This window comes from Vibrio coralliirubri (genome assembly GCF_024347375.1).
Classification (GTDB): Bacteria; Pseudomonadota; Gammaproteobacteria; order Enterobacterales; family Vibrionaceae; genus Vibrio; species Vibrio coralliirubri.
In genome coordinates, this window is sequence record NZ_AP025470.1 from 409,053 (window position 1) to 423,343 (window position 14,291).

Genomic DNA, 14,291 nt, shown 5'->3' on the forward strand with positions numbered 1-14,291 from the left:
AACTGAAAGTAAAAGCAAAATTTGCTTGGCGACCATAGCATTGTGGACCCACCTGATTCCATGCCGAACTCAGAAGTGAAACACAATAGCGCCGATGGTAGTGTGGGGCTTCCCCATGTGAGAGTAGGACATCGCCAGGCTTTAATTTCGACTTTGTCTATTTGATAGACAAGTCACCATAGAGTTCTAAGTTTTCTTAGTATTTTATGTTGACTTTCAAAGTAGAAAGCGTATTATACGCGTCCTGCTTAAGTGCTAAGGCACTGAAAGCAAAGCTCTTTAACAATTTAAACCTATCAATCTGTGTGGGCACTCGTTGATGAATATCAAAACGTTTTATCGTTAGATAAAACAGATTCTTCGGAATCAAAATTGATTTCAATGAACTGAGTGACCAATACGTTTAACTACTTGTAGTTATTCGGCACAGTCAATTCATTACCATTCTGTTGGAATGGTAATAGCTTTAGAATTACATGTTCATGTTTACATGAATATTAGTTTTGAAGTCAGTATTCGTTGAGTCACAAAATCTTAAATTGAAGAGTTTGATCATGGCTCAGATTGAACGCTGGCGGCAGGCCTAACACATGCAAGTCGAGCGGAAACGACACTAACAATCCTTCGGGTGCGTTAATGGGCGTCGAGCGGCGGACGGGTGAGTAATGCCTAGGAAATTGCCTTGATGTGGGGGATAACCATTGGAAACGATGGCTAATACCGCATAATGCCTACGGGCCAAAGAGGGGGACCTTCGGGCCTCTCGCGTCAAGATATGCCTAGGTGGGATTAGCTAGTTGGTGAGGTAATGGCTCACCAAGGCGACGATCCCTAGCTGGTCTGAGAGGATGATCAGCCACACTGGAACTGAGACACGGTCCAGACTCCTACGGGAGGCAGCAGTGGGGAATATTGCACAATGGGCGAAAGCCTGATGCAGCCATGCCGCGTGTATGAAGAAGGCCTTCGGGTTGTAAAGTACTTTCAGTTGTGAGGAAGGGGGTAGCGTTAATAGCGCTATCTCTTGACGTTAGCAACAGAAGAAGCACCGGCTAACTCCGTGCCAGCAGCCGCGGTAATACGGAGGGTGCGAGCGTTAATCGGAATTACTGGGCGTAAAGCGCATGCAGGTGGTTCATTAAGTCAGATGTGAAAGCCCGGGGCTCAACCTCGGAACTGCATTTGAAACTGGTGAACTAGAGTACTGTAGAGGGGGGTAGAATTTCAGGTGTAGCGGTGAAATGCGTAGAGATCTGAAGGAATACCAGTGGCGAAGGCGGCCCCCTGGACAGATACTGACACTCAGATGCGAAAGCGTGGGGAGCAAACAGGATTAGATACCCTGGTAGTCCACGCCGTAAACGATGTCTACTTGGAGGTTGTGGCCTTGAGCCGTGGCTTTCGGAGCTAACGCGTTAAGTAGACCGCCTGGGGAGTACGGTCGCAAGATTAAAACTCAAATGAATTGACGGGGGCCCGCACAAGCGGTGGAGCATGTGGTTTAATTCGATGCAACGCGAAGAACCTTACCTACTCTTGACATCCAGAGAAGCCAGTGGAGACACAGGTGTGCCTTCGGGAGCTCTGAGACAGGTGCTGCATGGCTGTCGTCAGCTCGTGTTGTGAAATGTTGGGTTAAGTCCCGCAACGAGCGCAACCCTTATCCTTGTTTGCCAGCGAGTAATGTCGGGAACTCCAGGGAGACTGCCGGTGATAAACCGGAGGAAGGTGGGGACGACGTCAAGTCATCATGGCCCTTACGAGTAGGGCTACACACGTGCTACAATGGCGCATACAGAGGGCAGCAAGCTAGCGATAGTGAGCGAATCCCAAAAAGTGCGTCGTAGTCCGGATTGGAGTCTGCAACTCGACTCCATGAAGTCGGAATCGCTAGTAATCGTGAATCAGAATGTCACGGTGAATACGTTCCCGGGCCTTGTACACACCGCCCGTCACACCATGGGAGTGGGCTGCAAAAGAAGTGGGTAGTTTAACCTTTCGAGGAGGACGCTCACCACTTTGTGGTTCATGACTGGGGTGAAGTCGTAACAAGGTAGCCCTAGGGGAACCTGGGGCTGGATCACCTCCTTATACGAAGATATGCACGATGAGTACCCACACAGATTGATTAGGTTTAGAAAAGTTAAGAGACGATATTGGGTCTGTAGCTCAGCTGGTTAGAGCGCTCGCCTGATAAGCGGGAGGTCGGTGGTTCAAGTCCACTCAGACCCACCAATATCGACCTAGATGGGGCTATAGCTCAGCTGGGAGAGCGCCTGCCTTGCACGCAGGAGGTCTGCGGTTCGATCCCGCATAGCTCCACCATCTTTAAGTATTCTCTTAAGAGAGTCTTTAAAAATGGTTCATTTTATTGAATCAAGCTCTTTAACAATTTGGAAAGCTGACTGATTGATTACTTACGAGTAATTCAATCAAATTTAAAAGTTCTCAATGTTTATCTTTCATTAGATAAACACAACAAACACATTCAAGTGTCTTGTATTCGATTCAAACTTGTTTGAATCACAATTGAGTCCGGCAAACAGTCATTGAGAATTAACCCTTCTTAATGACAACCAAAAACCTTGGTTAGTTGCCATACACTAAGACCCTTTCGGGTTGTATGGTTAAGTGACTAAGCGTACACGGTGGATGCCTTGGCAGTCAGAGGCGATGAAAGGCGTAATAACTTGCGATAAGCCCAGATTAGGTAGTAATAACCTTTTGAGTCTGGGATTCCTGAATGGGGAAACCCACTTGCATAAGCAAGTATCCTGTTGTGAATACATAGCAACAGGAGGCAAACCGGGGGAACTGAAACATCTAAGTACCCCGAGGAAGAGAAATCAACCGAGATTCCGAAAGTAGCGGCGAGCGAAATTGGATTAGCCCTTAAGCTTTTAATGAGACAGATGAAGGCTCTGGAAAGTGCCGCAGTAAAGGGTGATAGCCCCGTAATCGACATCTCATCATCAGTGAAAACGAGTAGGGCGGGACACGTGATATCCTGTCTGAATATGGGGGGACCATCCTCCAAGGCTAAATACTACTGACTGACCGATAGTGAACCAGTACCGTGAGGGAAAGGCGAAAAGAACCCCTGTGAGGGGAGTGAAATAGAACCTGAAACCGTGTACGTACAAGCAGTAGGAGCACCTTCGTGGTGTGACTGCGTACCTTTTGTATAATGGGTCAGCGACTTAATTTTAGTAGCAAGGTTAACCGTTTAGGGGAGCCGTAGGGAAACCGAGTCTTAACTGGGCGTACAGTTGCTAGGATTAGACCCGAAACCAGGTGATCTAGCCATGGGCAGGTTGAAGGTTGAGTAACATCAACTGGAGGACCGAACCGACTAATGTTGAAAAATTAGCGGATGACTTGTGGCTAGGGGTGAAAGGCCAATCAAACCTGGAGATAGCTGGTTCTCCCCGAAAGCTATTTAGGTAGCGCCTCGGACGAATACTACTGGGGGTAGAGCACTGTTAAGGCTAGGGGGTCATCCCGACTTACCAACCCTTTGCAAACTCCGAATACCAGTAAGTACTATCCGGGAGACACACGGCGGGTGCTAACGTCCGTCGTGGAGAGGGAAACAACCCAGACCGCCAGCTAAGGTCCCAAAGTATAGCTAAGTGGGAAACGATGTGGGAAGGCTCAGACAGCCAGGATGTTGGCTTAGAAGCAGCCATCATTTAAAGAAAGCGTAATAGCTCACTGGTCGAGTCGGCCTGCGCGGAAGATGTAACGGGGCTAAGCTATACACCGAAGCTGCGGCTACGTACCTTAGGGTATGTGGGGTAGGGGAGCGTTCTGTAAGCCGTTGAAGGTGGTCTGTAAGGGCTGCTGGAGGTATCAGAAGTGCGAATGCTGACATGAGTAACGATAAAGGGAGTGAAAAACTCCCTCGCCGGAAGACCAAGGGTTCCTGTCCAACGTTAATCGGGGCAGGGTAAGTCGACTCCTAAGGCGAGGCCGAAAGGCGTAGTCGATGGGAAACAGGTTAATATTCCTGTACTTCTTACAATTGCGATGGGGGGACGGAGAAGGCTAGGTGGGCCTGGCGACGGTTGTCCAGGTTCAAGTACGTAGGCGGGTGGTTTAGGTAAATCCGGACCGCTACTAACGCTGAGATACGATGTCGAGCTACTACGGTAGTGAAGTCATTGATGCCATGCTTCCAGGAAAAGCCTCTAAGCTTCAGATTGTAAGGAATCGTACCCCAAACCGACACAGGTGGTCGGGTAGAGAATACCAAGGCGCTTGAGAGAACTCGGGTGAAGGAACTAGGCAAAATGGTACCGTAACTTCGGGAGAAGGTACGCTCTTATCAGTGAAGTCCCTTGCGGATGGAGCAGACGAGAGTCGCAGATACCAGGTGGCTGCAACTGTTTATTAAAAACACAGCACTGTGCAAAATCGTAAGATGACGTATACGGTGTGACGCCTGCCCGGTGCCGGAAGGTTAATTGATGGGGTTAGACTTCGGTCGAAGCTCTTGATCGAAGCCCCGGTAAACGGCGGCCGTAACTATAACGGTCCTAAGGTAGCGAAATTCCTTGTCGGGTAAGTTCCGACCTGCACGAATGGCGTAATGATGGCCACGCTGTCTCCACCCGAGACTCAGTGAAATTGAAATCGCTGTGAAGATGCAGTGTACCCGCGGCTAGACGGAAAGACCCCGTGAACCTTTACTACAGCTTGGCACTGAACATTGAACCTACATGTGTAGGATAGGTGGGAGACTATGAAACCGCGTCGCTAGATGTGGTGGAGTCGTCCTTGAAATACCACCCTTGTAGTTTTGATGTTCTAACGTTGGTCCCTGAATCGGGATTACGGACAGTGCCTGGTGGGTAGTTTGACTGGGGCGGTCTCCTCCCAAAGAGTAACGGAGGAGCACGAAGGTGGGCTAAACACGGTTGGACATCGTGTGGTTAGTGCAATGGCATAAGCCCGCTTGACTGCGAGAATGACAATTCGAGCAGGTGCGAAAGCAGGTCATAGTGATCCGGTGGTTCTGAATGGAAGGGCCATCGCTCAACGGATAAAAGGTACTCCGGGGATAACAGGCTGATACCGCCCAAGAGTTCATATCGACGGCGGTGTTTGGCACCTCGATGTCGGCTCATCACATCCTGGGGCTGAAGTCGGTCCCAAGGGTATGGCTGTTCGCCATTTAAAGTGGTACGCGAGCTGGGTTTAGAACGTCGTGAGACAGTTCGGTCCCTATCTGCCGTGGGCGTTGGAAAATTGAAAGGGGCTGCTCCTAGTACGAGAGGACCGGAGTGGACGAACCTCTGGTGTTCGGGTTGTCATGCCAATGGCATTGCCCGGTAGCTAAGTTCGGAATCGATAACCGCTGAAAGCATCTAAGCGGGAAGCGAGCCTTGAGATGAGTTTTCCCTGGCACTATAAGTGTCCTAAAGGGTTGTCGTAGACTACGACGTTGATAGGCAGGGTGTGTAAGTGCTGCGAGGCATTGAGCTAACCTGTACTAATTGCCCGTGAGGCTTAACCATACAACACCCAAGGGGTTTTGTGGACTCAAAGAAAGACCAGACCTTGAATGAGTTTGAAAGAGACTTTTAAATCAGTTTTCCGAATTTTAAAATTTGCTTGGCGACCATAGCATTGTGGACCCACCTGATTCCATGCCGAACTCAGAAGTGAAACACAATAGCGCCGATGGTAGTGTGGGGCTTCCCCATGTGAGAGTAGGACATCGCCAGGCTTTAAATTTTTAAAATCGTTTTTAAACGGTTTTTGAATTGCTGATATAGCTCAGCCCGGTAGAGCGCACCCTTGGTAAGGGTGAGGTCCCCAGTTCGAGTCTGGGTATCAGCACCACTATTTAGTTGATTTGATTATTCAAGTTAACAACAGAATTTGTTTGACGACCATAGCATTGTGGACCCACCTGATTCCATGCCGAACTCAGAAGTGAAACACAATAGCGCCGATGGTAGTGTGGGGCTTCCCCATGTGAGAGTAGGACATCGTCAGGCTCAAATTGCTTTAAGCTGAATAGACACTGCGGAGTGGTAGTTCAGTTGGTTAGAATACCGGCCTGTCACGCCGGGGGTCGCGGGTTCGAGTCCCGTCCACTCCGCCACTTATTAGAAAGCCTAGTCTTATGACTAGGCTTTCGTCGTTTCTGGGTGTCGATAATTTGGTCTCCGATCAACGAGTCCCGGTCGCCTGAGATCCCAGCCACTCCGCTACTTATATGAAGCCTCGCTAGAAATAGCGGGGCTTTTTTGCATCTAAATTATAGTTTTTCGCATGTCAGTCGAATAATTTGCACAAAAGACTCCCCGTAGCCCACAGCTCTTAGCTTAGGTGTTCCCCAAACCAACTCATGATTAGGGCTACATCATTTCGGATTCCAGCTGTGAGGTGACTCGAGCATGATTTCAAGCGTATATAGCTTTAATTTAGCATTCAGATACTCGAGCCATACGCGCTGTAAGTTAGATTTATGAGACAGAACTGACTCAACATATCCCCTTCTCAACACCTGAAACTAATACAGGCCCTACAACCCATCTTGTTGCTCTGTACTTGTAGGTTGCTTCTCTATTTAGCGAGTGTCCTTCAAGTATCAGCTAACAGCCATTCGCCTAGAAAACCTGACTTCTATCCTGTCTGTGGATCTAGAGGATAGTTCTGATGTGTAATTAGGGCTCTATCATAGAGGCTTCTCTTAAAAACGCTAGAGCCCCTAATGAGTCAACTTAATAGCTCTTGTTATGCATTTAGCTTAAACCACTCTCGATGGTATTGAGCGCCTCGTTCTAAGTATTTCAAAGGGTGAAAGTAGGCTAGATTCAGTTTAAAGGTGAGAGTCGCTAAGTGTGTTCCCAAGTGGTGCCTGAGGGATATATAAGCTAAGAAATAGAGCATCCCTCGTATTTGTGAAGTGACGTTTATCACCCTGCGGATTTAGATTCTTTGGGTCTAGGTGCTGGTATATTAGGGGTTACCACTCTGTCTTCGATTTTGATGTGTTTGTTGACTCGATATTAATCAGTTGTGTTGACCGCTTTGCTCTGAGCATATTGATTTCTTGCTGGTTAGTTCAAGCTATGTTTTGGTTATTGCGACTAAGATTAATCTATAAGGTCACTACTGTTTGCTTAGTAAGAATAGAAAATTCCCCAAATCATCGGCGGATAGTTTGGGGATTATTTTAAGAGCTGGATAAAGCCTTAAACCTAATGGGTCGAACTATGAAATTGAGTTTTAACTTTGAAGATGCGAGCCAGATCTTTGTGGGATCTTTTGCTTTGGCCGTGCCGATTTCTTTTTCTGAAGAGGCTTGGAAGTTAGGGGAGACTTTACCTGCCGCTAATCTATTGCTTCTATTTTTGCTGTCTGCGGTGTTCTTAGGCTTTTATACGTATGAGAGCGTCTTTCAAAAAGACGTTGTTGCACGGTTGCCAGTGTTTATTTTTAGAATAGTTATTGCTTATGTTATGACGGCATTGGTCGTTGCTTTGGTACTGACTTGTCTGGACAAATTACCTTTATTGAGTGATCCAGTGGTATCGATCAAAAGAGTGATTGTTATTTCAATGCCTGCCTCTATGGGCGCTATTGTAGTGGATAGTTTTGATAAAGAGTGACTTGTGTATCATTTGCATTGAAGCGCCTTGCAGAGCTTTTCTAGCGCTTATTTGATTCGTTATTTAGCTTTTTCACTTCCAGACTTAGCATTGATTTGTTTAACCGCTCTCATCATCAATAAAATGAGTAGTAACGTTACTATGAGTGACTCTTACGTGAATGGGGCGTTTGTTGCTGGGAGATATTGAAGAGCGTCAAGTAGCGAAGGTTTGTAGGCTTGGAAGGAGATGAAAACAGTTGGTTTCTGAGTCGAATAGAAATTAGAGAGGAGAGGGAAGTTGTATTGAGATGTTGGGATCTTTAGATGCAAAAAAGCCGCATCAATGATGCGGCTTTTTTTAATTGGCTCCCCTTGCAAGACTTGAACTTGCGACATACGGATTAACAGTCCGCCGTTCTACCAACTGAACTAAAGGGGAATTGATTGTTTAGTCTCTAATCAAGAGAATGGTGCCGACTACCGGAATCGAACTGGTGACCTACTGATTACAAGTCAGTTGCTCTACCTACTGAGCTAAGTCGGCATCATGAATCAAAAAGCTTATGCTTGATGATTAACTTGGCTCCCCTTGCAAGACTTGAACTTGCGACATACGGATTAACAGTCCGCCGTTCTACCAACTGAACTAAAGGGGAATTATTCTTAAAGCTTTAAAGAAATGGTGCCGACTACCGGAGTCGAACTGGTGACCTACTGATTACAAGTCAGTTGCTCTACCTACTGAGCTAAGTCGGCACATAATATTTCTTTGTGCTTTACTGTTGTTGTCTAAGACACCAACAAATAAATTGTGGTGCCCGGAGGCGGAATCGAACCACCGACACGAGGATTTTCAATCCTCTGCTCTACCGACTGAGCTATCCGGGCGACGAGGTGTATTAAACGTGTTTTCGCGTTCTGGGTCAACATTAAATTGCAAAAAAAGTATCGTTTGATGTTTTTCTATACTTAGTGGGTTGTTTTTGCTCGTTTGGGGTGAAAAACCTAGGTCTAGCATGCCCTAAAAGATAGTGAAACTACGGTTAACTACACTGAATGGGCGCCGAAATAAAAAAAGCACGTATGAAAACGTGCTTTTTTATTTAAAAATTTCTAGGGAGTTTAGTGTTTTACTTCAAACCTATTAACCCAAGCTTCTAATTCGTTGGAAAGAGAGGCAAGAGTTTGGGTGCTGTTATGACTTTCTGTTACGACATTGCTCAGTTGGTTACCGCTCTCTTCGATCATATTGATACGCTTCGATATATCATCGCTCACCTGAGTCTGCTCAGCGGCCGCTGTCGCGATTTGATGACTCATTGATGAAATAGACTCTAATGCGACAACAATCTGTTGTAGTGCTTCAGAGGCGTTTTGAGACTCTGTTACGGTGCTTTCACTAGTCGCGGCACAAACTTCCATGGTTTGAATTGCGTTGCGAGATCCTTCTTGAAGGTTATTAATCATTAATTGGATTTCTTTGGTGCTCGATTGTGTTCGGCCTGCAAGGTTACGAACCTCATCTGCTACAACAGCAAATCCCCGACCTTGTTCGCCAGCTCGAGCTGCTTCAATGGCTGCGTTAAGTGCCAACAGGTTAGTTTGCTCTGCTATATCACCAATCACATCCAATATTTTTGCAATGTTGTTTACATCGTTATCGAGGTTAGCGACAGCTTCGCTTGCTGTGCCTAGTTGGCCTGCTAGGCCTTGAATGTTATCTACTGTGTTGTGAATGAGTTGTTGGGTGTGCTGGCTCTGTTTGTCGGCCTCGTCGGTGTTGCGCGCGGTATCGCTAGCTGAATCAGCAACGTTGTTGGCTGAAGAGGCCATCTCGGTCATTGCTGTCGCGATCATCTCTGTTGATTGCTGTTGGGTCTCTGTCAGTTGAGCAATTGACCCAGCGCGATCTTCAACGCGCTGCAGTTCGCCTCTTAATGCCAGCATTGAAGCATCAAGGTTTGATACTAGCTCAGCCAGTGACTTACTCATTTGTTGCACTGCGTGATAGATACTGCCGCCAATTGCCTGAGTTTCGAAAGAGGTTTGAATTCGACCTTGTGCTACGGCTTGTACTGCTTCTCGTACGTCTTTAGGTTCGCCGCCAAGAAGCGCTAGCATGCGTTTAATGGATACAATTAGGCTCGATAGAATAAGACCAGCAATCACGACACAAAGGAATAACTGCCATTGAGCGGTAGACCAGAAACGAGCGTTAACTTCATTGAACCCGATACCGGTACCGACAACCCAGCCCCAATGTGGTGTTTTCTCAGCAATAGACAGTTTTTCTTCAATCGTTCCATCTGGCAGTTTTTGTGTCCAGGTGTACTCAATGATCTGGCCAGTGCGATTACCAAGTACTCTTTGGATTAGCTGACCAACACTATTGCCGTCACCATCTTTAAAGTCGTTAAAGCTGGTTCCGTGTAGTTGAGGATCTAATGGTGTCGCGACAAACGTCATGTTCTCATCGGCTACGTAAACATATTCATTATCTTTATAGATGTTGTTGCGAAGAAGGCGAGTAGCCAGTTGCTTAGCTTGATCTTCTTCTAGAGTGCCATCAATCGCCATCTTCTCCACTTCAGTAAGGATGCTGTATGCACTCTTAAATAGCTCTGTCACGCGAGCTTTGTTGTCCATGTTGCTAGCGACTCTCAATGTCCATAAACCAGTAGCCGTCAGTGCTAGCAGGGCGATCAAGATGATGCCCGATAATAAGTAAGCTTGCGTTTTTAGTTTCATATTTCCCCGCGCAGCGATTCAATAATTAGTATTAGGTATAATTCATCGAATCTTAATCTAAGTGGTGTAAGGCAGATATTAGAAAGACATCAAAGCATGATAGAGATTAAATTTTCGAAGAAAAAAAGTAACGGAACTGAATTCTGTTTGTTTTAATGTGAATATTAGCGGGTCATGAACTTTGGAAGGAGTTGGTTCTGTTGGAATGGATATGCTTTATAGAACTTAGAATCTGCTGCTGTAGTAAGAGTACTAGAAGGAGATAACTCAATTTATCGAGACTGATTAAGAGTAGAGCTGATGAGTATATTGAATAGAGTTTGCTTTTGTTCAAACGAAAAAAAGCCAAGTCTTTCGACTTGGCTTTCTTGAATGTGGCTCCCCTTGCAAGACTTGAACTTGCGACATACGGATTAACAGTCCGCCGTTCTACCAACTGAACTAAAGGGGAATTATTTGTGTCAACATCAGGTCTATAAAGACCATTATTTGTTAAGCACCAAATAATGGTGCCTCGAGGCGGAATCGAACCACCGACACGCGGATTTTCAATCCGCTGCTCTACCGACTGAGCTATCGAGGCAAAAGAATGGTGCCGACTACCGGAGTCGAACTGGTGACCTACTGATTACAAGTCAGTTGCTCTACCTACTGAGCTAAGTCGGCACACTAAATTCTTTGCTTAAAGAGTTAAACTCTTCAATTAAAACCTCATAAAAAATGAAGTCCTTTAAAAATGGCTCCCCTTGCAAGACTTGAACTTGCGACATACGGATTAACAGTCCGCCGTTCTACCAACTGAACTAAAGGGGAATTACTTGTCTCAACATCAGGTCTATAAAGACCATTATTTGTTAAGTACCAAATAATGGTGCCTCGAGGCGGAATCGAACCACCGACACGCGGATTTTCAATCCGCTGCTCTACCGACTGAGCTATCGAGGCAAAAGAATGGTGCCGACTACCGGAGTCGAACTGGTGACCTACTGATTACAAGTCAGTTGCTCTACCTACTGAGCTAAGTCGGCACACTAAATTCTTTATGCTTTTGTTCGTGTTGCTACTCCCTGTTAAAGAGTGTTGACACCAACAAATCAAATTGTGGTGCCCGGAGGCGGAATCGAACCACCGACACGAGGATTTTCAATCCTCTGCTCTACCGACTGAGCTATCCGGGCAACGGAGCGCTATTAAACGGATTTTCTTCATAACCGTCAACACCTTTTTTGAAAATAATTAAAAAAAACGTTCGTTAGTTGTTTTTTTATTCAAAAGTGAGGCTTACGTTTTACCTTGGTTAAAATCTTTCTTGAATTTTGTTACTTTTTCTAAGTATCGGCGCGACTCTTTGTTTGGGTGCTTTTTAGTAAGTGCCCAGTATGCTTGGCTAGGTTGCAGCGAGTTTAGGTCTCGCATTGCTCGTTTTCTGTCCTTGCTGAAGGTATTGAGTACGCCACCCGTGCCGCCGTTGTATGCTGAAATCATGCTGTACTCGAGCGTTGTCGGGTGTTTTACATCTTTCAAATAACGATTTTTGAGTATGTAAAAGTATGCGGTGCCAGCATCAATGTTGTTTTCTGGATTGAATAAATACTCAGGACTTGGCTCTCCAGGCTTGTTCTTTACTAGCTTAAACACATCTCGACCTGCGGTTTTAGGCACCACCTGCATAAGACCGTATGCATTCGCCCAACTCACCGCGTAGGGGTTGAAACTACTCTCTGTTTTGATAATCGCGTAGATCAAGTCTTCAGGAATGTCGTAACGCTGAGATGCTCGTCGAACGATATCGGCGTATTGATAACTACGCTGACTGGCGTGATCGGCCACCATTGGGATCTCAACGTAATAGGCTTTTTTAAAGTCGACTTCTTTGGTTTTTAGGTTATTAGCGATCAGGTAATCAGCGAACTGGTTAGCGCGCCAAGACCATTGGATAGGCTTTTTTTCTTGGTCTACAACTTGGTTGTAGAGGAAAGGCCTGCCTTCTAATTTGATGCTTTTGGAAGAGAATAGGTCGACATGCGCTGGATCATCTGGCGTCAAAAGCGTTGTCATGATTGCGTTTTTGAGGTGTTTTTTAGGTTCAGTCGAGGAGACCGTTTCTACCGTTATGAGGCCTTCGCTAAAGTTTACTTCTGAACGGCTCAGGTAATTATCTATGTATTTCACATAGTTACTCTTACCTGCCATTTTTACTTCCCTACTGCCCCAGCGTTTTTGAATATTGCCAGAAAAGCTATTAATCAAAGCATCTAGTGCTCCGGTGTCTTTTTCAAACTGACCAGGTAGCTCTGCCAAGTTGCTTACGAATCGGTTGGTCGGTTCGTAATTAACATCATAAATGCTTTCGACAAATTCACGGCTGCAGCCCGTTAATAACATGGCTGTTAGGAAGTAACTTAGCTTTTTCATAGTTCCTCATACAAAAATGACATCGCAGCGTTAACCATGATGTCATTAAAATTTGCTTAAATAAATGTCTTATTCGCTTGGTGGAGTATAGCCATCAATTACGACATCTTTACCTTCGAAAAGGAAGTTAACCATCTCAGTTTCAAGAAGTTTACGATGCTCAGGATCCATCATGTTTAGCTTCTTTTCATTGATAAGCATAGTTTGCTTGCTTTGCCATTGTCCCCAAGCTTCTTTAGACACGTTGTCAAAGATACGCTTACCTAAGTCACCTGGGTAAAGTTGAAAATCTAGGCCTTCAGCATCTTTTTGAAGGCGAGCACAAAATACAGTGCGGCTCATAGTGGTTCCTCTTATCGCGTTCGTTGATTCAAACGTCGTCGTTCAGTTCAAAGGGTAGGCTCTCAATAAGCTGCTTTACAGGAGCGGCTAGGCCAATTTCTTCCGGTTTTGATAAGTTATACCAGAGACCTTTAGTCCCTTCCATTATCAAATCTGGTTGTTTATCTAATTTCACCAATACTGGCGTGATATCTAAGTGGTAGTGGCTGAAAGTATGTCTAAACGCAATCATGGTCTTGATTGAATTGGTTTGAGTGTCTTTGATCGAGCGAAGATCTAGTTGATGTTCGATCTCTGCGTTTTCATTTTGAGGGAAACAAAACAATCCGCCCCAGATACCGGATTGAGGGCGCTGTTCGAGCCACACTTGGTTATCGTGATACAGAATCACAAACCATGTTTCTTTTACTGGCTTTTCTTTTTTAGGCTTTTTGCCTGGGAAGTCGAGCTGTCTATCGAGCTTTTTGGCCTCACACATGCTTTCAATCGGGCACAAGGTGCACTTAGGCTTGCTACGAGTACAAACCATCGCACCCATGTCCATCATTGCTTGGTTGTACTTATCGACATCTTTGTTCGGAGTATGTGCTTCGGCGTGTTCCCAAAGCTGATTCTCGACTTTCTTTTGCCCCGGCCACCCTTCAACGGCAAAGCTTCTCGCAAGCGTTCGTTTTACATTGCCATCAAGAATCGCATGAGGAAGCTTATGAACCGAAGACAGCACTGCAGCTGCAGTCGAGCGACCGATGCCCGGTAGCGCGTTCATCTCTTCGATAGAAAGCGGAAATTCACCACCATATTGCTCAGCAACGATCTTGGCTGCTTTGTGTAGATTACGAGCTCGTGCGTAATAACCAAGCCCTGTCCATAAGTGGAGTACCTCATCTTGTTCGGCGTTCGCTAGGTCGATAACCGTAGGAAAGCGTTCCAAGAAGCGCTGGTAGTATGGAATCACCGTAGCAACCTGAGTCTGCTGAAGCATGATTTCAGATAGCCAAACGGTGTAGGCGGTTTTGTTTTGTTGCCAAGGTAATTCTTTACGCCCGTAGGCGTCATACCACTTTAATATGGCGGTTGCGAAAGGAGTCACGACATGCTCTATGCTTTGCTATTATTAGAAGCGAAATTGCACCACACTTAACGTTGGATGTAAAACAGACAAATTGTGTGGGAATTTATC

The 14,291-nt window shown here is 45.8% G+C and carries 5 protein-coding genes, 16 tRNA genes and 5 rRNA genes; 10 read left to right on the forward strand and 16 right to left on the reverse strand.

The genetic code is table 11. The features are described 5' to 3' along the window. The first annotated feature begins 24 nt into the window (after positions 1-24). The 10 genes from rrf (OCV20_RS01975) (at position 25) to OCV20_RS02020 (ending at position 7,625) form a co-directional block, all read left to right on the forward strand. Positions 25-140: ribosomal RNA gene (gene rrf / locus OCV20_RS01975) — 5S ribosomal RNA — on the forward strand. 396 nt (positions 141-536) lie between these two features. Next, a 16S ribosomal RNA gene (locus tag OCV20_RS01980) occupies positions 537-2,091 on the forward strand. A 67-nt stretch (positions 2,092-2,158) separates the two neighbouring features. Further along, a tRNA-Ile gene (locus OCV20_RS01985) sits at positions 2,159-2,235 on the forward strand. Positions 2,236-2,249: 14 nt separating this feature from the next. Beyond that, positions 2,250-2,325, forward strand: a tRNA-Ala gene (locus tag OCV20_RS01990). A 300-nt stretch (positions 2,326-2,625) separates the two neighbouring features. Further along, positions 2,626-5,519: ribosomal RNA gene (locus tag OCV20_RS01995) — 23S ribosomal RNA — on the forward strand. A gap of 96 nt (positions 5,520-5,615) precedes the next feature. Then, positions 5,616-5,731 (forward strand): 5S ribosomal RNA (rrf, locus tag OCV20_RS02000). 39 nt (positions 5,732-5,770) lie between these two features. Beyond that, a tRNA-Thr gene (locus OCV20_RS02005) sits at positions 5,771-5,847 on the forward strand. A gap of 42 nt (positions 5,848-5,889) precedes the next feature. Beyond that, positions 5,890-6,005 (forward strand): 5S ribosomal RNA (gene rrf / locus OCV20_RS02010). Together the 16S, 23S and 5S rRNA genes with 4 tRNA genes alongside form the textbook arrangement of a ribosomal RNA operon. A 30-nt stretch (positions 6,006-6,035) precedes the next feature. After that, positions 6,036-6,112, forward strand: a tRNA-Asp gene (locus tag OCV20_RS02015). Between the two features lie 1,117 nt (positions 6,113-7,229). After that, positions 7,230-7,625, forward strand: coding sequence for a DUF2391 family protein (locus tag OCV20_RS02020; protein WP_050645433.1), 396 nt, complete (start codon positions 7,230-7,232; stop codon positions 7,623-7,625). 344 nt (positions 7,626-7,969) lie between these two features. On the opposite strand, the gene OCV20_RS02025 is transcribed toward OCV20_RS02020, so the two are convergent. The 16 genes from OCV20_RS02025 to mutY form a co-directional block, all read right to left on the reverse strand. Further along, a tRNA-Asn gene (locus OCV20_RS02025) sits at positions 7,970-8,045 on the reverse strand. A gap of 29 nt (positions 8,046-8,074) precedes the next feature. After that, positions 8,075-8,150: transfer RNA gene (locus OCV20_RS02030), tRNA-Thr, on the reverse strand. Positions 8,151-8,186: 36 nt separating this feature from the next. Then, positions 8,187-8,262: transfer RNA gene (locus tag OCV20_RS02035), tRNA-Asn, on the reverse strand. Between the two features lie 24 nt (positions 8,263-8,286). Then, a tRNA-Thr gene (locus tag OCV20_RS02040) sits at positions 8,287-8,362 on the reverse strand. A 56-nt stretch (positions 8,363-8,418) separates the two neighbouring features. Then, a tRNA-Phe gene (locus OCV20_RS02045) sits at positions 8,419-8,494 on the reverse strand. Positions 8,495-8,728: 234 nt separating this feature from the next. After that, a complete protein-coding gene (locus OCV20_RS02050) occupies positions 8,729-10,354 on the reverse strand; it encodes a methyl-accepting chemotaxis protein (RefSeq protein WP_086774721.1) in 1,626 nt (541 codons plus the stop codon). 375 nt (positions 10,355-10,729) lie between these two features. Further along, positions 10,730-10,805, reverse strand: a tRNA-Asn gene (locus OCV20_RS02055). A 56-nt stretch (positions 10,806-10,861) separates the two neighbouring features. Then, positions 10,862-10,937, reverse strand: a tRNA-Phe gene (locus tag OCV20_RS02060). Between the two features lie 7 nt (positions 10,938-10,944). After that, positions 10,945-11,020, reverse strand: a tRNA-Thr gene (locus tag OCV20_RS02065). Positions 11,021-11,091: 71 nt separating this feature from the next. Next, positions 11,092-11,167: transfer RNA gene (locus OCV20_RS02070), tRNA-Asn, on the reverse strand. A gap of 56 nt (positions 11,168-11,223) precedes the next feature. After that, positions 11,224-11,299 (reverse strand) — tRNA-Phe (locus OCV20_RS02075). 7 nt (positions 11,300-11,306) lie between these two features. Continuing rightward, positions 11,307-11,382, reverse strand: a tRNA-Thr gene (locus tag OCV20_RS02080). A gap of 74 nt (positions 11,383-11,456) precedes the next feature. Then, a tRNA-Phe gene (locus OCV20_RS02085) sits at positions 11,457-11,532 on the reverse strand. 103 nt (positions 11,533-11,635) lie between these two features. Beyond that, a complete protein-coding gene (gene mltC / locus OCV20_RS02090) occupies positions 11,636-12,769 on the reverse strand; it encodes a membrane-bound lytic murein transglycosylase MltC (RefSeq protein ID WP_086774722.1) in 1,134 nt (377 codons plus the stop codon). A 69-nt stretch (positions 12,770-12,838) separates the two neighbouring features. Then, positions 12,839-13,111, reverse strand: coding sequence for an oxidative damage protection protein (locus OCV20_RS02095; RefSeq protein ID WP_010435637.1), 273 nt, complete (start codon positions 13,109-13,111; stop codon positions 12,839-12,841). A gap of 28 nt (positions 13,112-13,139) precedes the next feature. Next, positions 13,140-14,201, reverse strand: coding sequence for an A/G-specific adenine glycosylase (gene mutY, locus OCV20_RS02100; RefSeq protein ID WP_086774723.1), 1,062 nt, complete (start codon positions 14,199-14,201; stop codon positions 13,140-13,142). Positions 14,202-14,291: the final 90 nt, after the last annotated feature.

Coding starts and splice junctions, on each gene's coding strand:
- OCV20_RS02020 (WP_050645433.1), top strand. CDS start 7,230: ATGAAATTGAGTTTTAACTTTGAAGATGCGAGCCAGATCTTTGTGGGA.
- OCV20_RS02050 (WP_086774721.1), bottom strand. CDS start 10,354: ATGAAACTAAAAACGCAAGCTTACTTATTATCGGGCATCATCTTGATC.
- mltC (WP_086774722.1), bottom strand. CDS start 12,769: ATGAAAAAGCTAAGTTACTTCCTAACAGCCATGTTATTAACGGGCTGC.
- OCV20_RS02095 (WP_010435637.1), bottom strand. CDS start 13,111: ATGAGCCGCACTGTATTTTGTGCTCGCCTTCAAAAAGATGCTGAAGGC.